Annotated in this window: 18 protein-coding genes; all 18 read left to right on the top strand. The window is 70.3% G+C overall.

Annotated elements, in window-relative coordinates; all coding sequences use genetic code 11:
- Positions 1-18 precede the first annotated feature (18 nt).
- The 18 genes from secA to atpD all read left to right on the top strand — a co-directional run bounded on the left by secA (position 19) and on the right by atpD (position 20,847).
- Positions 19-2,967, top strand: coding sequence for a preprotein translocase subunit SecA (secA, locus tag ACYVK7_RS02045; protein ID WP_460886008.1), 2,949 nt, complete (start codon positions 19-21; stop codon positions 2,965-2,967).
- A gap of 228 nt (positions 2,968-3,195) precedes the next feature.
- Positions 3,196-4,494: a homoserine dehydrogenase gene (locus ACYVK7_RS02040; protein WP_460886007.1), complete on the top strand. Its 1,299-nt coding sequence runs from the start codon at positions 3,196-3,198 to the stop codon at positions 4,492-4,494.
- Between the two features lie 73 nt (positions 4,495-4,567).
- Complete coding sequence (gene thrC, locus ACYVK7_RS02035; RefSeq protein WP_460886303.1) at positions 4,568-5,626, top strand: threonine synthase; 1,059 nt, start codon at positions 4,568-4,570, stop codon at positions 5,624-5,626.
- Positions 5,626-6,642 carry a homoserine kinase gene (gene thrB, locus ACYVK7_RS02030; protein ID WP_460886006.1) on the top strand — a complete coding sequence of 339 codons (1,017 nt, stop codon included), beginning with the start codon at positions 5,626-5,628 and terminating at the stop codon, positions 6,640-6,642. The genes thrC and thrB overlap by 1 nt, the downstream gene beginning before the upstream one ends.
- A gap of 299 nt (positions 6,643-6,941) precedes the next feature.
- Positions 6,942-8,909: a transcription termination factor Rho gene (rho, locus tag ACYVK7_RS02025; protein ID WP_460886005.1), complete on the top strand. Its 1,968-nt coding sequence runs from the start codon at positions 6,942-6,944 to the stop codon at positions 8,907-8,909.
- Between the two features lie 173 nt (positions 8,910-9,082).
- Positions 9,083-9,301, top strand: coding sequence for a 50S ribosomal protein L31 (gene rpmE, locus ACYVK7_RS02020; protein ID WP_377199870.1), 219 nt, complete (start codon positions 9,083-9,085; stop codon positions 9,299-9,301).
- Between the two features lie 126 nt (positions 9,302-9,427).
- The gene (gene prfA, locus ACYVK7_RS02015; protein ID WP_460886004.1) at positions 9,428-10,516 is read left to right on the top strand and encodes a peptide chain release factor 1; all 1,089 of its coding nucleotides are present in this window, start codon (positions 9,428-9,430) and stop codon (positions 10,514-10,516) included.
- 72 nt (positions 10,517-10,588) lie between these two features.
- Positions 10,589-11,533: a peptide chain release factor N(5)-glutamine methyltransferase gene (gene prmC, locus ACYVK7_RS02010; protein ID WP_460886003.1), complete on the top strand. Its 945-nt coding sequence runs from the start codon at positions 10,589-10,591 to the stop codon at positions 11,531-11,533.
- Positions 11,530-12,243 carry an L-threonylcarbamoyladenylate synthase gene (locus ACYVK7_RS02005; protein ID WP_460886002.1) on the top strand — a complete coding sequence of 238 codons (714 nt, stop codon included), beginning with the start codon at positions 11,530-11,532 and terminating at the stop codon, positions 12,241-12,243. Before prmC ends, ACYVK7_RS02005 begins: the two co-directional genes overlap by 4 nt.
- Positions 12,240-13,493 (top strand): MraY family glycosyltransferase, encoded by a 1,254-nt coding sequence (locus ACYVK7_RS02000; RefSeq protein WP_460886001.1) that lies wholly within the window; start codon positions 12,240-12,242, stop codon positions 13,491-13,493. Before ACYVK7_RS02005 ends, ACYVK7_RS02000 begins: the two co-directional genes overlap by 4 nt.
- Entirely contained in the window at positions 13,490-13,948 is a 459-nt protein-coding gene (locus ACYVK7_RS01995; protein ID WP_275005399.1) for a hypothetical protein, read from the top strand. Before ACYVK7_RS02000 ends, ACYVK7_RS01995 begins: the two co-directional genes overlap by 4 nt.
- Positions 13,949-14,105: 157 nt before the next feature.
- Entirely contained in the window at positions 14,106-14,978 is an 873-nt protein-coding gene (gene atpB / locus ACYVK7_RS01990) for a F0F1 ATP synthase subunit A (protein WP_275005400.1), read from the top strand.
- Between the two features lie 128 nt (positions 14,979-15,106).
- Positions 15,107-15,337 carry an ATP synthase F0 subunit C gene (locus ACYVK7_RS01985; protein WP_275005402.1) on the top strand — a complete coding sequence of 77 codons (231 nt, stop codon included), beginning with the start codon at positions 15,107-15,109 and terminating at the stop codon, positions 15,335-15,337.
- Complete coding sequence (locus tag ACYVK7_RS01980) at positions 15,337-15,915, top strand: F0F1 ATP synthase subunit B (RefSeq protein ID WP_275005403.1); 579 nt, start codon at positions 15,337-15,339, stop codon at positions 15,913-15,915. Before ACYVK7_RS01985 ends, ACYVK7_RS01980 begins: the two co-directional genes overlap by 1 nt.
- Positions 15,915-16,727 (top strand): F0F1 ATP synthase subunit delta, encoded by an 813-nt coding sequence (locus tag ACYVK7_RS01975; protein ID WP_275005404.1) that lies wholly within the window; start codon positions 15,915-15,917, stop codon positions 16,725-16,727. The genes ACYVK7_RS01980 and ACYVK7_RS01975 overlap by 1 nt, the downstream gene beginning before the upstream one ends.
- 56 nt (positions 16,728-16,783) lie before the next feature.
- On the top strand, positions 16,784-18,412 hold the full coding sequence (atpA, locus tag ACYVK7_RS01970) for a F0F1 ATP synthase subunit alpha (RefSeq protein ID WP_460886000.1): 1,629 nt from the start codon (positions 16,784-16,786) through the stop codon (positions 18,410-18,412).
- Positions 18,413-18,415: 3 nt separating this feature from the next.
- A complete protein-coding gene (locus ACYVK7_RS01965) occupies positions 18,416-19,309 on the top strand; it encodes a F0F1 ATP synthase subunit gamma (protein WP_460885999.1) in 894 nt (297 codons plus the stop codon).
- A gap of 56 nt (positions 19,310-19,365) precedes the next feature.
- Positions 19,366-20,847 carry a F0F1 ATP synthase subunit beta gene (gene atpD / locus ACYVK7_RS01960; protein ID WP_460885998.1) on the top strand — a complete coding sequence of 494 codons (1,482 nt, stop codon included), beginning with the start codon at positions 19,366-19,368 and terminating at the stop codon, positions 20,845-20,847.
- Positions 20,848-20,930: the final 83 nt, after the last annotated feature.

Genomic DNA, 20,930 nt, shown 5'->3' with positions numbered 1-20,930 from the left:
CGACCTGGGAGAACCCGCGTGTCCATCCTCGACAAGGTCCTACGCATAGGCGAGGGACGTGTCCTGAAGAAGCTGCATTCCGTGGCTGAGCAGGTCAACCGCTTGGAGCCCAGCTTCGTCGAGCTGAGCGACACCGAGCTGCGTGAGGAGACCGCACGTTTCCGGGAACGGCTGGAGCACGGCGCCACCCTGGACGAGCTCATGCCGGAGGCGTTCGCGGCGATCCGCGAGGCGGCTCACCGCACGCTCGGCCAGCGGCACTTCGACGTCCAGATCATGGGTGGTGCGGCGCTGCACCTCGGCAACATCGCGGAGATGCGCACCGGTGAGGGCAAGACGCTCGTGGCGACGACCGCGGCGTACCTCAACGGGCTCACGGGCGACGGCGTGCACGTGATCACCACCAACGACTACCTGGCCAAGTACCAGGGTGACCTGATGGGCCGCGTCTTCCGGTTCATGGGTATGACCACCGGTGTGATCCTCTCCGGCCAGACCCCGGCACAGCGCCGGGAGATGTACGCGGCCGACATCACGTACGGCACGAACAACGAGTTCGGCTTCGACTACCTGCGCGACAACATGGCCTGGTCCACCGACGACCTGGTGCAGCGTGGGCACAACTTCGCGATCGTCGACGAGGTCGACTCGATCCTCATCGACGAGGCCCGGACCCCGCTGATCATCTCCGGCCCCGCGGCCGGTGACGCGAACCGCTGGTACAACGAGTTCGCCAAGGTGGTGCGCAGGCTGGCGCCGACCGTCGACTACGAGGTCGACGAGAAGAAGCGCACCGTGGGCGTGCTCGAGCCCGGTATCGCGAAGATCGAGGACTACCTCGGCATCGACAACCTCTACGAGTCGCTGAACACGCCCCTGATCGGGTTCCTCAACAACGCGATCAAGGCGAAGGAGCTGTTCAAGCGCGACAAGGACTACGTCGTGCTGAACGGCGAGGTCATGATCGTCGACGAGCACACCGGCCGTATCCTCGCCGGCCGCCGCTACAACGAGGGCATGCACCAGGCGATCGAGGCCAAGGAGGGGGTGGAGATCAAGGCGGAGAACCAGACGCTCGCCACGATCACCCTCCAGAACTACTTCCGGCAGTACGGCAAGCTCGCCGGCATGACCGGTACGGCCGAGACCGAGGCCGCCGAGTTCCAGAGCACGTACAAGCTCGGCGTGGTCCCGATCCCGACGAACAAGGAGCCGCAGCGGATCGACCAGCCCGACCTCGTCTACAAGAACGAGGACGGCAAGTTCAACGCCGTGGTCGCGGACATCGTCGAGCGGCACGCCTACGGCCAGCCGGTGCTCGTGGGTACCACCAGCGTCGAGAAGTCGGAGCTCCTGAGCGCCAAGCTCAAGAAGGCCGGCGTGCCGCACAACGTGCTCAACGCGAAGGAGCACGAGCGGGAGGCCGCGGTCGTCGCGATGGCGGGCCGCAAGGGCGCCGTCACCGTCGCCACGAACATGGCCGGCCGTGGTACCGACATCATGCTCGGCGGCAACGCCGAGTACCTCGCGGTCGCCGAGCTCGCGGAGCGGGGCCTCGACCCGGTCGAGACGCCCGACGAGTACGAGGCGGCCTGGCCGCAGGCGCTGGAGAAGGCGAAGGATCGCGTCGCGACGGAGCACGACGAGGTGAAGGAGGCCGGTGGCCTCTACGTGCTCGGCACCGAGCGCCACGAGTCCCGTCGTATCGACAACCAGCTGCGTGGCCGCTCCGGCCGTCAGGGCGACCCGGGCGAGTCCCGGTTCTACCTGTCGATGCAGGACGACCTGATGCGTCTGTTCAACTCCGGGCTCGCCGAGTCGATGATGAACCGCGCCGGCTTCCCCGACGACATGCCGCTCGAGTCCAAGATGGTCACGCGCGGCATCATGTCGGCGCAGGGCCAGGTGGAGTCGCGCAACTTCGAGATCCGCAAGAACGTGCTGAAGTACGACGACGTGCTCTCCCGGCAGCGCACCGTCATCTACGCCGAGCGCCTGCGGGTGCTCGAGGGCGAAGACATGCACGAGCAGATCCAGCACTTCCTCACGGACACCATCACCGACTACGTGACCAACGCCACGGCCGAGGGCACCTCGGAGCAGTGGGACCTGGACGCGCTGTGGACGGCGCTCAAGGCCGTGTACCCCGTGTCGCTGACCCCGGCGGAGGTCGCGGAGGAGGCAGGCGGCGCCGACCGGCTCACGGCCGAGATGCTGCTGGAGGAGATCCTGTCGGACGCGCGGGTGGCCTACCAGGCGCGCGAGGACGAGCTGACGTCTCCGGCCATGCGCCAGCTCGAGCGCCGCGTGGTGCTCTCGGTGCTGGACCGCAAGTGGCGGGAGCACCTCTACGAGATGGACTACCTCAAGGAGGGCATCGGGCTGCGCGCCATGGCGCAGCGCGACCCGCTGGTCGAGTACCAGCGCGAGGGTTTCCAGCTGTTCCAGGCCATGACCGACGCCATCAAGGAGGAGTCGGTCGGGTTCCTGTTCAACCTCGAGGTCACGGTGCAGCAGCCGGGCGCGGAGCAGGCCGGCGACGGCGGCTCGGACCTGCCCGCCGTCGGACAGGTTCCGCCGCGCGGGCGTCTGGGCACCGGACAGCCGGACGCCCCGCCGACGACCCAGATCCCCACGGTGCAGCCCGCCGCCCAGGGGCAGGGCCAGCCGCCCGCGCCGCGGCAGCGCCGTGCCGCGGGTGCTGCGACGGAGCCGATCCTGCTCGCGAAGGGCCTCGACGCCCCGAACCGGCAGCAGCCGCTGACGTACTCGGCACCGAGCGAGGACGGCTCGGGCTCCGCGTTCATGCAGTCGTCGGACGGCGCCCGCCGCCGGGCGGCCCTGCACGGCGAGGCGACCGCCGCCACGAGCGACGGCCGCACGTTCCCCGGGACGCCGCGCAACGCGCAGTGCCCGTGCGGCTCGGGCAAGAAGTACAAGGTCTGCCACGGGGTCAACGAGGCCTGACCCGGCACCGCCCGTCGCACTCCACCCGCCGAGGTAGTCGTCTGGCGAGGTAGTCACCTAGCGCTCGCTGGATGACTACCTCGCCAGACGACTACCTCGGCGGTTCCGTGGTGAGACACGGGTCTCGCGTGTCAGATGAGGCGGTTACCCTGATCGCAGACGTCCGGAACTCCCCGTGTGGACCTGCACCGGACCGGACCGTTTCCCCAAGACGAAAGCAGGATCGCTGTGCCTGTCCACGTTCCTGAGCCCGCCCGCGGGCTGCGGGTTGCTCTGCTCGGCTGTGGCGTCGTGGGCACCGAGGTGGCTCGGATGCTGCTCGACCAGGGTGCGGACCTGGCCGCTCGGGTCGGCGCCCCGCTGGAGCTCGCCGGCATCGCGGTCCGCGATGCGGCCCGGCCTCGCGACGCGGTGATACCGCGCGACCTCCTGACCGAGGACGTCGAGTCGCTCGTGGACGGCGCGGACATCGTCATCGAGGTGATGGGTGGCCTCGAGCCGGCGCGTGCCCTGCTGCTGCGGGCCATCGAGAGCGGAGCCGCCGTGGTCACGGCGAACAAGGCGCTCCTCGCCGCCGACGGCCCCACGCTCTACAAGGCGGCGGACTCCGCGGGCGTCGACATCTACTACGAGGCGGCGGTGGCCGGTGCCATCCCGATCGTGCGCCCCGTGCGGGAGTCCCTGGCGGGCGACCACGTGCGCCGGGTCCTCGGCATCGTCAACGGCACCACGAACTACGTGCTGGACCAGATGGCGACGAACGGGCTCGAGCTCTCCGACGCCGTCGCGCAGGCGCAGGAGCTCGGCTTCGCCGAGGCAGACCCCACCGCCGACGTCGAGGGGTACGACGCCGCGGCGAAGGCCGCGATCCTCGCCAGCCTCGCCTTCCACACCCGCGTCTCGGCCGACGACGTGGCCCGCGAGGGCATCACCGGCATCACCGCCGACGACGTCTCGTGGGCGGCCCGCACGGGCCACGCCGTGAAGCTGCTGGCGATCGCCGAGCAGACCGGCGAGGGAGTGTCCGTGCGCGTGCACCCGGCGCTGGTGCCGCTGGAGCACCCGCTGGCGGGCGTCAAGGGCGCGTTCAACGCGATCTTCGTCGAGGCCGACGCGGCAGGCCCCCTCATGTTCTACGGCCAGGGCGCGGGCGGTCGGCCGACCGCCTCGGCGGTGGTGGGCGACGTCGTCTCGGCGGCGCGCCACCGCGTGCTCGGCGGCAAGGGCCCGCAGGAGTCCACCTACGCGGCCCGGCCCCTGCTGCCCGCGGACGCCGCGGTCACCCGTTACCAGGTCCGCCTGCTCGTCGCGGACCTCCCCGGAGTCCTCGCGCAGGTCGCGGGCGTCGTGGGCGATCACGGCGTGTCGATCGACACGATGCGCCAGACCGGACCCTCCGAGGGCACCGCCGAGCTGCTCCTGACCACCCACGCCGCCCGCGAGGCGTCGCTGGCCGCCACCATCGCGGCGGTCCGCGACCTCGAACCCGTCCGCGAGATCACGTCCGTCCTGAGAGTCGAAGGCTGAACCCGTGCCTCCTGTGCTGCCCGCTGAACCGAACCTCCCCTCCGCCGGCTCCGGTGGCCCGGCCGCCTCGCGCCTGTGGCGCGGTGTGATCGCCGAGTACGCCGACCGCATGCCTGCCCATGTGCAGCGCAAGATCGTGACGCTGGGCGAGGGTGGGACACCGCTGGTCCCCGCACCGGCGCTGTCCGAGCGCACAGGGGCCGACGTCTACGTCAAGGTCGAGGGCATGAACCCGACCGGCTCGTTCAAGGACCGCGGCATGACAGCGGCCATCTCCGCGGCGGCCGGGCGCGGTGCCCGGGCCGTGGTGTGCGCCTCGACCGGCAACACGTCGGCCTCCGCCGCTGCCTATGCCACGCGCGCCGGCATGATCTGCGCCGTGCTCGTGCCGGACGGCAAGATCGCCATGGGCAAGCTGAGCCAGGCCGTCGCCCACGGCGCGCGCCTGCTCCAGGTGGACGGCAACTTCGACGACTGCCTCGTGGCGGCCCGCAAGCTCGCGGACACGCACCCGGTCGAGCTCGTGAACTCGGTGAACCCTGACCGCATCGAGGGGCAGAAGACCGCCGCCTTCGAGATCGTGGACGCGCTGGGCGACGCCCCTGACCTCCACCTGCTGCCCGTCGGCAACGCCGGCAACATCACGGCGTACTGGAAGGGTTTCCGGGAGTACGCGGACGCTGGTGTCGCGAGCCGGACCCCGGCGATGTGGGGCTTCCAGGCGGCCGGTGCCGCCCCGATCGTCAAGGGCCACCCGGTCGACGAGCCGGACACCATCGCCACCGCCATCCGCATCGGCAACCCCGCCTCGTGGCAGCTCGCCGAGGAGGCGAGGGACACGTCGGGCGGCGTCATCGAGGCGGTGACGGACGAGCAGATCCTCGCCGCGCACCGCATCCTCTCCGCCGAGGTCGGCGTGTTCGTGGAGCCCGCCTCCGCGGCCGGCGTCGCCGGTCTCCTGGCGCGTCACGAGCGCGGCCTGGTGCCCGCGGGAGCCCGGATCACCATCACGGTGACCGGCCACGGGCTCAAGGACCCGAGCTGGGCGCTGCGCACGCCCGACGGTGGCGACGTGGAACCCGTCCGGGTGTCCGCCGACGTCGTCTCGATCGCCGACGCCCTGTCACTCTGATGCAGCTCGGCGCCGACCACGTGCGGGTCCGGGTGCCCGCGACGAGCGCGAACCTCGGCCCGGGGTTCGACTCGCTCGGCCTCGCCCTCGCCCTGTACGACGAGGTCGAGGTACGCCTCGTCGCGAGCTCCGAGGTGGTGGTGGAGGTCGACGGCGAGGGTGCTGGGAACGTGCCCCTCGGGGAGGACCACCTGGTGGTACGCGCGCTGCGGCGCACCATGGACCTGGTCGGTGCCGTCCCCACCGGCATCCACATGACGTGCCACAACGTGATCCCGCACGGCCGTGGGCTCGGCTCGTCGTCGGCGGCCGTGGTGGCCGGGATCGTCGCCGCGCGCGCCCTCCTGGCCGACCCGGGGGCCGTCGACGCGGCGACGGTGCTGGCCCTCGCCACCGAGTTCGAGGGGCACCCCGACAACGCGGCGCCCGCCATCCAGGGCGGAGCCACGGTCGCGTGGACCACCGACGGCGGGCCCCGCGCCGTCGGCCTCGACGTCGACCCGACGATCGAGGCCACGGTGCTGGTGCCCGACGCGCGCCTGGCCACGTCCCGGGCGCGGGCCGCGCTGCCGGATCGGGTGTCGCATGGTGACGCGGCGTTCACGGCGGGCCGGGCGGCCCTTCTGGTGGAGGCTCTGGCGCGGCGTCCGGAGCTGCTGTTCGACGCCACGGAGGACCGCCTGCACCAGCCGTACCGCGCGGGCGTCCTCGGGGCCTCCAGCGAGCTCATGAGGGCGCTGCGGGACGAGGGTGTTCCTGCCACCGTCTCGGGCGCCGGGCCGACCGTCCTGGTGCTCGCCGGTCCGGAGCACAGGGCGCGGCGGGACGCCGTCCTGGCCGACCTCGTGGACGAGACGGCGGGCTGGCGACGGATCACTCCGGGGATCGATCTGACCGGCGCACGCGCGCGAAGGATTTCTGGCAACCCAGGTGCGCTATCGTCCGGTTCGTCAGGTGCAAACGGGCCTCATGTCGTACCAGGATCGCCAGCAGTACGGGGTGGTAGTATGCAGTGAACCTTCGGATAGCACGTCCTGAGCCATGGTGGCTGGAACTCGGATTCAACTTCGGTTCTCACCGCCTGATCCGGCAGAGTCGTTCAATCACAGAGCCTCAGCCGCTCAGCCGTGCCCGTTGCAGGCCGTGACCAACGGCCACCGCATCTCGCGAGAAGGCAGACAACGCCCCCGTCAGCCGTCGTCGTCGTACAACGGATGCGAGGTTTTTCGCGTACTGGCCGCATCGTGCCGGACGCCCACCATCCCGCGGCCCGCGATCACGCGATCAGCCGCAGTTCGAGGGGGAAGGGTCCTTCGTGACAGACACCACCGATAACGCTCAGTCAGCAGCCGGCCGCACGGCCGGAGCGCTGAGCAGCATGCGCCTCGCCGAGCTCCAGGCCCTTGCCGGAGACCTGGGCGTGAAGGGCACCTCCAGGATGCGCAAGAGCGACCTCGTGGACACGATCCGCGAGAAGACGGGCGGCGCGACGAAGCGTCCCGACCGTGCCGCCTCCGCCTCCGCAGAGAAGCCCACGAACGACCGGCCCGCCCGCGGCCAGGCGCCGGCCGACAAGCCCGCCCGCGCCGAGGCGCCGGCCGACAAGCCTGCCCGCGCCGAGGCGCCGGTCGCCGCCGCCGAGGTCGCCACCTCGGGTGTGCGCGCCGACGCGACCGCGGAGGCCGAGAAGGCCGCTCGTCTTGCCCAGCTGGCCGAGGCCGTCGCGGCTCCGCGCGAGCAGGGCGGCGGACGTCGCTCCGGTCGTGGCCAGGGCGCCCCCGAGGGGACCACCGCAGGGGACGACAAAGGCCGCAACGCCCAGTCCGCCGGCGGGCGGCAGAACGCCCGTGGCAACGAGCGCGCGGGCGAGCGCGGCAACGGCAGCGCCAACGACCGTACGGCGGAGCGGGGCAACCCCCGCACGGCCGAGCGGAACAACGACCGCACCGCCGACCGCAACGAGTCCGACGAGGACCGTAACTCGCGTCGCCGCCGCGGACGGGACCGGGGCAGGGACCGCAAGCGCGGCCGCGGCCGTCAGGGTCCGGACGTAGCGGGTCTCGACAACGTCGAGGTGCGCGAGGACGACGTGCTGCTGCCCGTCGCCGGCATCCTGGACATTCTCGACAACTACGCGTTCGTGCGGACGTCGGGCTACCTGCCCGGTAACAACGACGTGTACGTGTCGCTGAACCAGGTCAAGAAGGCCGGCCTGCGCCGCGGCGACGCCGTCGTCGGCGCCGTGCGTCAGCCGCGCGAGGGCGAGGAGCCCCCGCAGCAGCCCGCGGGCAAGAACGCCCGTGTCAACAAGTTCAACGCCCTGGTGCGCCTGGACTCGGTGAACGGCATGACGCCGGAGGAGGCGCGGGAGCGTCCCGAGTTCAACCGGCTGACGCCGCTGTACCCGCAGGAGCGGCTGCGCCTAGAGAACCCCGAGGCCACCAAGCTCACGCCGCGCGTGATCGACATCGTCGCGCCGATCGGCAAGGGCCAGCGCGGACTCATCGTCGCCCCGCCCAAGGCGGGCAAGACGCTGATGATGCAGCAGATCGCCAACGCGATCTCGCTCAACAACCCTGAGGTCCACCTCATGGTCGTGCTGGTCGACGAGCGCCCGGAAGAGGTCACCGACTTCGAACGTTCGGTCAAGGGCGAGGTCATCTCCTCGACGTTCGACCGGCACGCGTCGGACCACACGCTGGTCGCGGAGCTCGCCATCGAGCGGGCCAAGCGCCTCGTGGAGCTCGGACAGGACGTCGTGGTGCTGCTCGACGGCATCACCCGCCTGTCGCGCGCCTACAACCTGGCGGCTCCGGCCTCGGGCCGCATCCTGTCCGGTGGTGTGGACGCTGCGGCGCTCTACCCGCCCAAGAAGTTCTTCGGCGCCGCGCGCAACATCGAGGACGGCGGCTCGCTGACCATCCTGGCCACCGCCCTGGTCGAGACCGGGTCGAAGATGGACGAGGTGATCTTCGAGGAGTTCAAGGGCACCGGCAACATGGAGCTGCGGCTCTCGCGGTCCCTGGCCGAGAAGCGCATCTTCCCGGCGATCGACGTCAACGGCTCGAGCACCCGTCGTGAGGAGATCCTCATGTCGAAGGACGAGCTGGCCATCGTCTACAAGTTGCGCCGGGTCATGGGCGCGCTCGACCAGACGCAGGCCGCCGAGCTGCTGCTCGGACAGCTCAAGAAGACCAAGACGAACGTCGAGTTCCTGCTGCACGTGCAGAAGACGACGCCGGGTGGTCTGACGGAGGACGAGAACGTGGGCGAGACCGTCTGAGCGGAACCGCAGACTCAGACGGCAACAGGGACCGTCTGATTCGGTCGGGCCCACGTCACACCACTCTCCCTCGCCCGCACGGGCGAGGGAGTGGCAGAATGACTGGCTGGCTCGCTGGTTCACGTCACTGCGATTCTGCAGGGCGACCCAGCGGCATCACACCAAGGAGCAACATGAGGGCTGGTATCCACCCCGAGTACGTCGTCACCGAGGTCACCTGCACCTGCGGTAACACGTTCACCACGCGCAGCACCGAGACGTCCGGCAAGATCGCCGCCGACGTGTGCAGCGCCTGCCACCCGTTCTACACGGGCAAGCAGAAGATCATGGACACCGGTGGCCGCGTGGCCCGGTTCCAGGCGCGCTACGGCAAGAAGGCCGCCGACAAGTAGCGACTTCGCAGCGCCGGTGGTCCGGTCCGACAACCTCTCCAGGGGCAGTCGGGACCCGGGCCACCGGCGCTGTCGTTTCCCCACAGCTTCCCCAGCACTCAACGGCTGGCGTACCGAGGAGAGAGCTTGAGCGAGTCCTTTGTCGGGGTCGGGCCGCTGCTCAGCGAGCACGCCGAGATCGAGTCCGCGCTGGCGGACCCCGCCGTGCACGCCGATCCCGGCCGCGCCCGCACGCTGGGACGGCGGTACGCGGAGCTCAACCAGGTCGTCGGCGCGTACCGCGCCTGGGAGCAGGCCCGCGACGACGCGGAGGCCGCCGCCGAGCTGGCCGCCGACGACGCGTCGTTCGCCGAGGAGCTGCCCGCCCTCCGGGCCGCCGAGGCTGCGGCCGAGGAGAAGCTGCGGCGCGTGCTGGTGCCGCGCGACCCCGACGACGGCCGCGACGTCATCCTCGAGATCAAGGCGGGCGAGGGCGGCGAGGAGTCCGCGCTGTTCGCCGGCGACCTGCTGCGCATGTACCTGAGGTTCGCCGAGCAGCAGGGCTGGTCCACACAGCTCCTGGAGGCCACGGCGTCCGACCTGGGCGGCTACAAGGACGTCCAGGTCGCCATCAAGGCGAAGAACGTCCAGGGCCCGGAGGACGGCGTCTGGCACAGCCTGAAGTACGAGGGCGGTGTGCACCGCGTGCAGCGCGTCCCCGTCACGGAGTCCCAGGGGCGCATCCACACGTCGGCGGCGGGCGTGCTGGTGTTCCCGGAGGTCGACGACCCGGGCGAGCTCGAGATCGACCAGAACGACCTGCGCATCGACGTCTACCGCTCGTCCGGCCCTGGCGGGCAGTCCGTGAACACCACGGACTCCGCCGTGCGGATCACGCACCTGCCCACCGGCATCGTCGTGTCGATGCAGAACGAGAAGTCGCAGCTGCAGAACCGCGAGCAGGCCATGCGGGTGCTCAGGGCCCGCCTCCTGGCGGCACAGGCGGAGGCGGCGGCCGCCGAGTCGGCCGAGCTGCGCCGCTCGCAGGTGCGTACGGTCGACCGGTCCGAGCGGATCCGGACGTACAACTTTCCGGAGAACCGGATCGCGGACCACCGCACGGGCTACAAGGCCTACAACCTCGACCAGGTGCTCGACGGCGACCTGGGACCGGTGGTCCGGTCGGCGATCGACGCCGACGAGGCGGAGCGGCTCGCGGCGGCGGCCGGTGTCTGAGGCTCGTGCCCGGACGCTCTTGCCCGCCGGGCCGGGGGAACGGCAGGCTCGTCCCGTGGTGGGAGGAGCGCGGTGAGCACACAGCTGTTGAAGTGGGCGGTCGAGGAGCTGGCAGACGCCGGGGTGGCGTCACCCCAGGCGGACGCCGAGACGCTCCTGGCGCACACCCTCGGCGTGGACCGTCCGGAGGTACGGCGGCTGGCCGTGCTGGGCCGTGAGGTGCCCGACGACGCAGCACGCGCCTTCACGGGCCTGATCGGCCGGCGGGCGGCGCGCGAGCCGCTGCAGCACCTGACCGGGGTCGCGGCCTTCCGGCATCTTGAGCTGGCTGTCGGCCCGGGAGTCTTCGTGCCGAGGCCCGAGACCGAGGAGGTGGCCCAGGTGGCCATCGACGAGGCCGCCAAGATCGCCGGCGAGCGCGCGGCGGTCGTCGTCGACCTGTGCACGGGGACGGGAGCGATCGCTCTGGCCGTGGCCACGGAGGTGCCCGGTGCCCGGGTGCACGCCGTCGAGCTGGACAAGGACGCGCACGCCTGGGCGGAGCGCAACGTCGACGCCGTGAGCGCCGCCGTCGCGGACGGGACGCCCGAGCGGGTGGTGCGGCTCGTCAAGGGTGACGCCCGCACCGCGCTGTACGGCATCGACGGGCAGGCCGACGTCGTGGTGTCGAACCCGCCGTACGTGCCGTCCGACGCGGTGCCGGTCGACCCGGAGGTCGCCGAGCACGATCCCGCCGTCGCGCTGTACGGGCTGGGGGCCGACGGGCTGGAGGTGCCGCGTGGCATCACCGCCGCCGCGGCGCGGCTGCTGCGGCCCGGCGGGCTGTACGTGATGGAGCACGCGGAGGTCCAGGCGGAGGCCGCGCGCGCGATGGTCGCGGCGGCCCTCGACGCCGACGGGCACCCCGCGTTCGGGGAGCCCGAGACCCGTGCGGACCTCACGGGGCGCTCCCGCATGGTGGTCGCGCGCCGGAGGGCATCTGCTGGTCCCCGGATCGTGAAAGACTGTTCCGCGTGAGTGTGCCTGTGCATCCCGTGCTCGACGCCACCGACCCGCAGACCTGGGGCCCCGCGATCGACGAGGCAGTGAATGCGATCTCCCGTGGCGGCGTCGTGGTCCTGCCCACCGACACCGTGTACGGCATCGGTGCTGACGCGTTCGACGAGGCGGCGGTAGCCGCCCTTCTCGCGGCCAAGGGCCGCGGCCGGCAGATGCCGCCGCCGGTCCTGGTGGGGGAGGTGGCGACGCTCGACGGCCTGGCCATCGACGTCCCCGACGACGCCCGCAAGCTCGTCGAGGCCTTCTGGCCCGGCGGCTTCACCATCATCCTGCGCGCGCAGCCGTCGCTGCAGTGGGACCTCGGCGACACGGGCGGCACCGTCGCCCTGCGGATGCCGGACCACCCCGCGGCGCTCGCGCTGCTCAAGCGGACGGGCCCGCTGGCCGTCTCCAGTGCGAACAGGTCGGGCAGCCCGGCGGCGCTGGACGTGGCCGACGCGCGACGCCAGCTCGGCGAGGCGGTGGCCGTCTACCTCGACGGCGGCGAGGCGCCCGGCGGTGTCGCGTCGACGATCGTCGACGGGACCGGCCCCGTGCTGCGCGTCGTCCGTGAGGGCGCGGTGCCGCTCGAGGCGCTGCGCGAGATCGCCGACGTCGAAGGACCCGCGATGTCGCGTGAGGACGACCCGAGCGAGCCCTCGGCCGGCGCCGCGGAGGACGACGAGTGAGGGTGTACCTGCTCCTGATGCTCGTGGCCGCCGCGGTCACGTTCCTGACCACGCCGTTCGCCCGCTGGGTAGCCCTCAAGACCTCCGCCATCTCGGCCGTGCGCGCCCGTGACGTGCACCAGGTGCCCACGCCGCGCCTCGGCGGGCTCGCGATGCTCATCGGCATCGTCGTGCCGGTGCTGCTGGCGTCCCAGATGCCGTTCCTCGAGGGTGTCTTCTCCGCGCGCCAGGCGCCCCAGGCCTGGGGCATCGTCGGCGGCGCCGCGATCGTGTGCGCGCTCGGCTGGGCCGACGACAAGTGGGACCTCGACTGGATCACCAAGCTTGCCGGTCAGGTGCTGGCCGCCGGCTTCATGGCTCTGCAGGGCGTCCAGCTCATCACCATGCCGATCGCGGGCGTGACCATCACGTCGTCGCGCATGTCCCTCGTGGTGACGGTGCTGGTGATCGTCATCGCGATGAACGCGGTGAACTTCGTGGACGGCCTCGACGGCCTCGCCGCCGGCATCGTCGCCATCGGCGGTACCGCGTTCTTCCTCTACACGTACGGGCTCACGCAGCAGTCCACGCCGGACAACTACGCCAGTCTCGCCTCGCTCATGCTCGCCGTGATGGTGGGGGTGTGCGTCGGGTTCCTGCCGCACAACTTCCACCCTGCCCACATCTTCATGGGGGACGCCGGATCGATGCTGATCGGCCTGGTGATGGCCGGTGCCGCCATCACCGTGACCGGCAACATCCCGCCGGGCATCATGACCGGCGCCAAGGCTCTGCCCGCGTTCATCCCCCTCCTGCTGCCGGTGGCGGTGCTCATGCTGCCGCTGCTCGACATGGGGCTGGCGGTGATCCGGCGGCTCGCCGCGGGCAAGTCGCCCATGGCGCCCGACCGCATGCACCTGCACCACCGGATGCTGGCCCTCGGCCACTCCCACCGCCGCGCCGTGGTGATCCTGTACGTGTGGACCGCCGTGTTCGCCTTCAGCGCCGCCGCGCTCGTGCAGTGGGACTGGGAGATCGTGCTGATCTGGACCACCGTGTTCGTGGTGCTGGCGCTGCTCGCGACCCTGGGCCCGCTGCGCCACCGCGGCCGCTTCCTCGACGACGACGTCGCCGCGCTGTCCGGCCAGACCCCGAAGGTTCCCGCGGCGGTCGGGGCCGGTGTGGCGGAGCCGCGCGTCGTCCCGCAGGGCGCCCGCCCGAGCGCTGCTCACCTGAGCTCTGCGCCCAAGACCAAGGAGACCATCGAATGACCGAGCAGAACCCGACCGCGCCGCAGCCTGCCGGCGAGAGCTTTGCCGCCGAGCGTGCCGTGCTGCGCGTCGCCGGGCGGGACGGCCTCCTGCTGGTGGCCGGCCTGGCGGTCCTGGGCTCGATCGCCGGCTACCTGCTCGCCGGCCTGCCTGGCGTGTGGGGAGCCCTGGTCGGCGCCGCTCTCGCAGGGTTGTTCTGCGGGGGCACCGTCCTGTCCATGCTGTTCGCGGTGGGCAAGGGCCCGACGGCCACCGGTGCGATCGTGATGGGCGGCTGGCTCATCAAGATCGCCGTGCTGATCGGCGTGCTGGCGGCGCTGGCCGGACTCGACTTCTACGACCGCTGGACGCTCATGGCGGTGGTGCTGGTCGGCGCCGTCGGCTCGGCGCTGCTTGACTATCGTGCGGTCAAGAGCGGCCAGGTCCCGTACGTCCGACCCGACGCAGAGGCCTGACCCGTCCCGGTGTCCTGGTGCGGTACGCGCGCCAGGTTGCGCATTACGTCACAAGGGGCTGTGTTATGCGGTTCCACGGCCAAAACCACGTGGGATATAGGTTAGGCTTACGCCGAATCCATGACGGCCAGGCCCGATGGCGCGCCCGTTCCGCCACTTGCGGAGAACGCGCGCAGGGCCTAATGACCACCTGGGAGTCCTCCTGTCCACGCATGCGACGTCCGTAATCCTCGCCGCCACCGAAGGCCACGAGGGTGAGGGCGGCTTCCACACGCCGTCGATCTCCGACTTCTTCCCGTCGGCCATCCTCTTCGAGGGCACGATCTTCCAGATCGACCGCCTCTGGATCATCCGAATCATCGCCACCCTGGTGCTGCTGTCGATCTTCGTGATCGCCGCCCGCCGGGCGAAGGTGGTACCGGGTCGGTTCCAGGCAGGCGTCGAGTTCCTGCTGAGCTTCGTCCGGGTCCAGATCGGTGAGGAGATCATGGGCAAGGAGCGCTCTCGTCGCTTCGTGCCCATGCTCACCACCATCTTCCTGAGCATCCTGGCGTTTAACCTCACGGGTGTGATCCCGGGCCTGAACCTCGCCGGTACCTCGCGAATCGGGCTGCCGCTCGTCCTCGCGCTCTGGGTGTTCGTCACCTACTGGGCGGTCGGCATCCGGAAGCACGGGCTGGGCGGTTATCTCAGGGCGAACCTCTTCCCGCCCGGGGTACCGTGGCCGATCTACTTCATCCTGACGCCGATCGAGCTGCTGCAGCTCCTCATCATCCGGCCGGGCTCGCTGATGGTCCGACTGGTGGCCAACATGGTCGCCGGCCACATCATCCTCGTGCTCTGCTTCGCTGCTACGCAGTTCTTCGTCGTGGACTCGGCAGGCACCGGGCTGATGATCTTCGGAGCGCTCACGCTCCCGGCCGGCATCTTCATGACCCTGTTCGAGGTTCTGGTCGCCTTCCTGCAGGCGTACATCTTCGCCCTGCTGGCCGCGGCCTACATCAACATGTCGCTGGAGGAGGAGCACTGAGACTGCTCCCTTCTCCTGGCGGCGCTGCATAGCTTCACCTGGAAAACCCGCGACGGGCGCACCAGCGCCTCCGCACACCATGCGACGCCGAACCGACCGGTCCGGCGCCCAACGGAAGGAAGACGCAAGTGGACGTCATCACTCTCGCCGAGGTCAGCGGCAACGTGAACACGCTCGGGTACGGCCTTGCCACGCTCGGCCCGGGTATCGGCCTCGGTATCCTCATCGGCAAGACGATCGAGGGCATGGCTCGCCAGCCCGAGGTCGCCGGCCAGCTCCGCGCCACCATGTTCCTCGGTGTCGCGTTCGTGGAGGTGCTCGCACTGCTCGGGCTCGTCGCCGGCTTCCTGTTCCAGTGATGGTGGCGCACTCGAGCGCCGCCCGAGCAGCGGCGCCAGCAGAAGAGCCGCAGGGTATCGAGCTGTTCCTGCCCGCCGGATACGACATCTTCTGGTCGGCGGTGGTCATGGCGATCATCGCGGCGGTGTTCTACAAGCTGGTCCTGCCCCGCATGAACGCCGTCCTGGACGAGCGCGCCAGCCTCATCGAGGGTGGCATCGCGAAGGCCGAGGAGGCGCAGAAGCAGGCTGACGAGGCGCTGGCTCAGCAGCAGCAGCTGCTCGCCGAGGCGCGTGCGGACGCCGCTCAGGTCCGTGAGGAGGCGCGTGCCGAGGGCACCGCCATCATCAAGGACCTCAAGGTCAAGGCGAGCGAGGAGGCGGCGCGCATCACCGAGACCGCCCGTCGCCAGATCGAGGCCGACCGTCAGGCCGCTTCGGTGTCCCTGCGCACAGAGGTCGGCGCGCTCGCGACCGACCTGGCGTCGAAGATCGTGGGCGAGTCCCTCGAGGACTCGGCTCGGCAGTCGCGCGTGGTTGACCGCTTCCTCGACGAGCTCGAGGCAAGCCAGGCCGTGGCAAGCAACAAGGAGGCGTGATGCGGGGATCGAGCGGGGCATCGCTGACGGCGGCGCAGGAGCGCTTCGAGCCGGTGCTGCGCGCCGCAGGTACGGACGCTCTGGCCCTGGGTGAGCAGCTGCTCACCCTGGTGTCGGCGCTGGACGACTCAGCTGCGCTGCGCCGCTCGCTCGCCGACCCCTCGCGCGAGGGTGAGGCCAAGGCCGGCCTGGTGGCCGACCTGCTGAGCGGTTTCGACGAGCGTGTGGTCGACCTGGTCTCCGGCCTGGTCCGGTCCCGCTGGGCGAGCGACGCGGACCTGGCCGACGCCGTCGAGCGTCTCGGTGTGGACGCCGTCCTGGCGTCCGCCGAGGCGCGCGGGTCGCTCGAGACCGTGGAGGACGAGCTCTTCCGGGTCAGCCGAGGGCTCGACGGTCAGCGCGAGGCCAAGCAGGTTCTCTCGGACGCCTCGACGGCTCCCGAGCGCCGTGTGGCGCTCGTGGACTCGCTGGTGGGCGGCAAGGTAGACGTGGTGACGCAGCGTCTGGCGCAGCGGGCGACGTCCGCACTGCGGGGCCGTCGCTTCGTGCAGACGATCGGGTGGTTCGGCGACGTCGCTGCAGAGCGTCGCAAGCGTCTTGTCGCCGCAGTGACGAGCGCGACAGTGCTCACGCGCGAGCAGGAGCAGCGCCTCGGTGCGCTGCTCGAGCGTTCGTACGGGAAGCCTGTGCAGCTGAACGTCACCGTGGACCCGGCAATCGTCGGGGGCATGCGCATCCAGGTCGGCGCGGACGTCGTCGACTCCACCGTCCTGTCGCGCCTTGCGGACGCATCGCGTCGGCTGGCCGGCTGAACACGTGAACAAGAACCTTCCGCCGCGGCTCTCGCGGCCACGACAGGAGAAGAGCAATGGCTGAGCTGACGATCCGGCCGGACGAGGTCCGGGCCGCACTGGACAGCTTCGTGAAGGCCTACGAGCCCCAGGAAGCGGTCGCCGAGGAGGTGGGCCGCGTCGCGTACGCAGCGGACGGCATCGCCCGCGTCGAGGGTCTTCCCGGCGTGATGGCCAACGAGCTGCTGCGCTTCGAGGACGGCACGCTCGGACTCGCGCAGAACCTGGACGTCCGCGAGATCGGTGTGGTCGTCCTGGGCGAGTTCACCGGCATCGAGGAGGGCCAGGAGGTCCGTCGTACCGGTGACGTGCTCTCGGTCCCCGTGGGCGAGGGCTACCTCGGCCGCGTGGTCGACCCGCTGGGCACCCCCATCGACGGCCTCGGCGCGATCGACACGGAGGGCACCCGTGCCCTCGAGCTGCAGGCGCCCGGCGTCATGCAGCGCAAGTCGGTCCACGAGCCGCTGCAGACCGGCATCAAGGCGATCGACTCGATGATCCCGATCGGCCGTGGCCAGCGTCAGCTGATCATCGGCGACCGCCAGACCGGCAAGACGGCGATCGCGGTCGACACGATCATCAACCAGAAGGCGAACTGGGAGACCGGTGACCCGACGCAGCAGGTGCGCTGCATCTACGTCGCGATCGGCCAGAAGGGCTCGACCATCGCCTCCGTGCGTGGCGCGCTCGAGGAGGCCGGCGCTCTCGAGTACACGACGATCGTCGCGGCTCCGGCGTCCGACCCGGCAGGCTTCAAGTACCTCGCGCCGTACACCGGCTCGGCCATCGGCCAGCACTGGATGTACCAGGGCAAGCACGTCCTGATCATCTTCGACGACCTGTCGAAGCAGGCCGAGGCCTATCGCGCCGTGTCGCTGCTGCTGCGCCGCCCGCCGGGCCGCGAGGCCTACCCGGGTGACGTGTTCTACCTGCACTCCCGTCTGCTCGAGCGTTGTGCGAAGCTCTCGGACGAGCTGGGTGCCGGCTCGATGACCGGTCTGCCGATCATCGAGACCAAGGCGAACGACGTCTCGGCGTACATCCCGACGAACGTCATCTCGATCACGGACGGCCAGATCTTCCTGCAGTCCGACCTGTTCAACGCCGACCAGCGTCCCGCGGTGGACGTCGGTATCTCGGTCTCCCGAGTCGGCGGTGACGCGCAGATCAAGGCCATGAAGAAGGTCTCCGGCACGCTCAAGCTGGAGCTGGCGCAGTTCCGCTCGCTCGAGGCGTTCGCGATGTTCGCGTCCGACCTCGACGCCGCGTCCCGCGCACAGCTGCAGCGCGGCGCCGTCCTGACGGAGCTGCTCAAGCAGCCCCAGTACTCGCCGTACGCGGTCGAGGACCAGGTCGCGGCGGTGTGGGCCGGTACGAAGGGCAAGCTCGACGACGTAGCGGTCGAGGACGTCAAGCGGTTCGAGACCGAGCTGCTGGACCACCTGCGCCGCAAGACGGACGTCCTGGAGACGATCCTCAAGTCCGGCAAGCTGGAGTCCGACACGGAGGAGGCGCTGAGCGCCGCCGTGGACGACTTCCGGGCGGGCTTCCAGAAGGGTGACGGCACGCCGCTCGTCGGTGGCGCGGCCGACGAGGGTCCTGTCGACGTCGAGCAGGCGCAGATCGTCGTCAAGAAGAAGGCCTGACCCGTGGCCGGTGGAGCTCAGCGCGTCTACAAGGCGCGGATCAAGTCGACGCAGTCGCTGAAGAAGATCTTCCGCGCGCGTGAGCTGATCGCCGCGTCCCGTATCGGCAAGGCTCGTGCGGCGGCAGCGGCGGCGGCTCCGTACGCGCAGGCGATCACCCGTGCGGTGTCGGCTGTCGCGTCGCACACGGACGTGGACCACCCGCTCACGCAGGAGGAGGGCGGCAACCGCGCAGCGGTGCTCGTCGTCTCCTCCGACGCGGGCATGGCGGGTTCCTACCCGATGGCGATCGTCCGCGAGGCCGAGAAGCTCATCGGGCAGCTGACCGCCGAGGGCAAGGAGGTCGTGCTCTACGTGGCCGGCCGCCGCGCGATCGCGTACTACACGTTCCGCGGGCGGGAGATCACCAAGAGCTGGTCGTACGGTTCGGAGAAGCCGACGCCCGAGGCGGCGCAGGACATCGCCGAGACGCTGCTCGAGGTGTTCCTCGCGGAGGAGCCCGACGGCGGTGTCAGCGAGATGCACGTGGTCTCCACGCTGTTCGTCAACATGGTGACGCAGCGCGCCCGCGTGGTGCGCATGCTGCCGCTCGAGGTGGTCGAGGGCGTGTCCGAGGCCGACGAGCACGAGGCGCTGCCGCTCTACGACTTCGAGCCGTCGCCCGAGGCCGTGCTGGACGAGCTGCTCCCGCGCTACGTGCAGCAGCGCATCTACGCGATGCTGCTCGACGCCGCCGCGTCGGAGCTGGCAGCCCGCCAGCGCGCCATGCACACGGCGACCGACAACGCCGAGGACCTGATCCGCACCTACACGCGACTGGCCAACCAGGCACGTCAGGCGGACATCACCCAGGAGATCAGCGAGATCGTCTCCGGGGCCGACGCCCTGGCGTCCTGAACAGACCGAAAGACTCCCCGCCGGAGGACCCTCCGGCCCACCGAAGCGAGGCAAGTATGACCGCCACCACCGTGGAATCCACGGTCGAGCACACGAGCGGCCCCGGCACCGGCCGGGTCGCTCGGGTGATCGGCCCCGTCGTGGACATCGAGTTCCCCGATGACGCGATCCCCGAGATCTACAACGCGCTCACCGTCGAGATCGACCTGTCCGGCAAGGGCGAGAGCGAGAACAAGTTCACGCTGACGCTCGAGGTCGAGCAGCACCTGGGTGACTCCCTCGTGCGTGCCATCGCACTGAAGCCGACCGACGGCCTGGTCCGTGGTGCCGTGGTGACCGACACGGGCGAGCCGATCAGCGTGCCCGTCGGTGACATCACCAAGGGCAAGGTCTTCAACGTCACGGGTGACGTCCTGAACCTCGCCGAGGGCGAGAAGTTCGAGGTCACCGAGCGCTGGCCGATCCACCGCAAGGCGCCGGCCTTCGACCAGCTCGAGTCCAAGACCCAGATGTTCGAGACGGGCATCAAGTCCATCGACCTGCTGACCCCGTACGTGCAGGGTGGCAAGATCGGTCTCTTCGGTGGTGCGGGCGTCGGCAAGACGGTCCTCATCCAGGAGATGATCCAGCGTGTGGCCCAGGACCACGGTGGTGTGTCGGTGTTCGCCGGTGTCGGCGAGCGCACCCGTGAGGGCAACGACCTCATCGACGAGATGGACGAGGCGGGCGTCTTCGACAAGACCGCGCTCGTCTTCGGCCAGATGGACGAGCCGCCGGGCACGCGCCTGCGGGTCGCCCTGTCGGCGCTGACGATGGCGGAGTACTTCCGCGACGTGAAGAAGCAGGACGTGCTGCTCTTCATCGACAACATCTTCCGCTTCACGCAGGCCGGTTCCGAGGTCTCCACGCTGCTCGGCCGTATGCCGTCCGCCGTGGGCTACCAGCCGAACCTGGCCGACGAGATGGGCCTCCTCCAGGAGCGCATCACCTCGACGCGTGGTCACTCCATCACGTCGCTGCAGGCCATCTACGTGCCTGCTGACGACTACACCGACCCGGCACCGGCGACGACGTTCGCCCACCTGGACGCCACGACCGAGCTCTCCCGCGAGATCGCGTCGAAGGGTCTCTACCCGGCGATCGACCCGCTGGCCTCGACGTCCCGCATCCTCGACCCGCGCTACGTGGGCCAGGAGCACTACGACGTGGCGACCCGCGTGAAGTCGATCCTGCAGCGCAACAAGGAGCTGCAGGACATCATCGCTATCCTCGGTGTGGACGAGCTCTCGGAAGAGGACAAGACGGTCGTCGCGCGTGCGCGTCGCATCGAGCAGTTCCTCTCCCAGAACACGTACATGGCCAAGAAGTTCACGGATGTGGAGGGCTCGACGGTCCCGCTTGCTGAGACCATCGAGGCATTCAAGAAGATCGCTGACGGTGAGTTCGACCACATCGCCGAGCAGGCCTTCTACAACATCGGTGGCCTTGAGATGCTCGAGGAGAACTGGGCACGGATCCAGAAGGAGTACGGGGCCTGAGGCTTCGTACGTCCCCCGTGCGTGATGCCGCCCCGACGGGCAGCCCGGAAGGTCAGGGCGGTCCGGAAGGGGCGGCACCGCGT

The organism is Promicromonospora xylanilytica (genome assembly GCF_054782895.1).
The sequence above is the reverse complement of the archived record's forward strand: the minus strand, read 5'-3'. Positions and strand labels throughout refer to the sequence as shown.

Bases quoted from the DNA above. Each gene is read 5' to 3' on its own strand.
- ACYVK7_RS01980 (WP_275005403.1), top strand. From the start codon at position 15,337: ATGGTGGCGCACTCGAGCGCCGCCCGAGCAGCGGCGCCAGCAGAAGAG.
- atpA (WP_460886000.1), top strand. From the start codon at position 16,784: ATGGCTGAGCTGACGATCCGGCCGGACGAGGTCCGGGCCGCACTGGAC.
- rpmE (WP_377199870.1), top strand. From the start codon at position 9,083: ATGAGGGCTGGTATCCACCCCGAGTACGTCGTCACCGAGGTCACCTGC.
- ACYVK7_RS01995 (WP_275005399.1), top strand. From the start codon at position 13,490: ATGACCGAGCAGAACCCGACCGCGCCGCAGCCTGCCGGCGAGAGCTTT.
- thrB (WP_460886006.1), top strand. From the start codon at position 5,626: ATGCAGCTCGGCGCCGACCACGTGCGGGTCCGGGTGCCCGCGACGAGC.
- atpD (WP_460885998.1), top strand. From the start codon at position 19,366: ATGACCGCCACCACCGTGGAATCCACGGTCGAGCACACGAGCGGCCCC.
- ACYVK7_RS01975 (WP_275005404.1), top strand. From the start codon at position 15,915: ATGCGGGGATCGAGCGGGGCATCGCTGACGGCGGCGCAGGAGCGCTTC.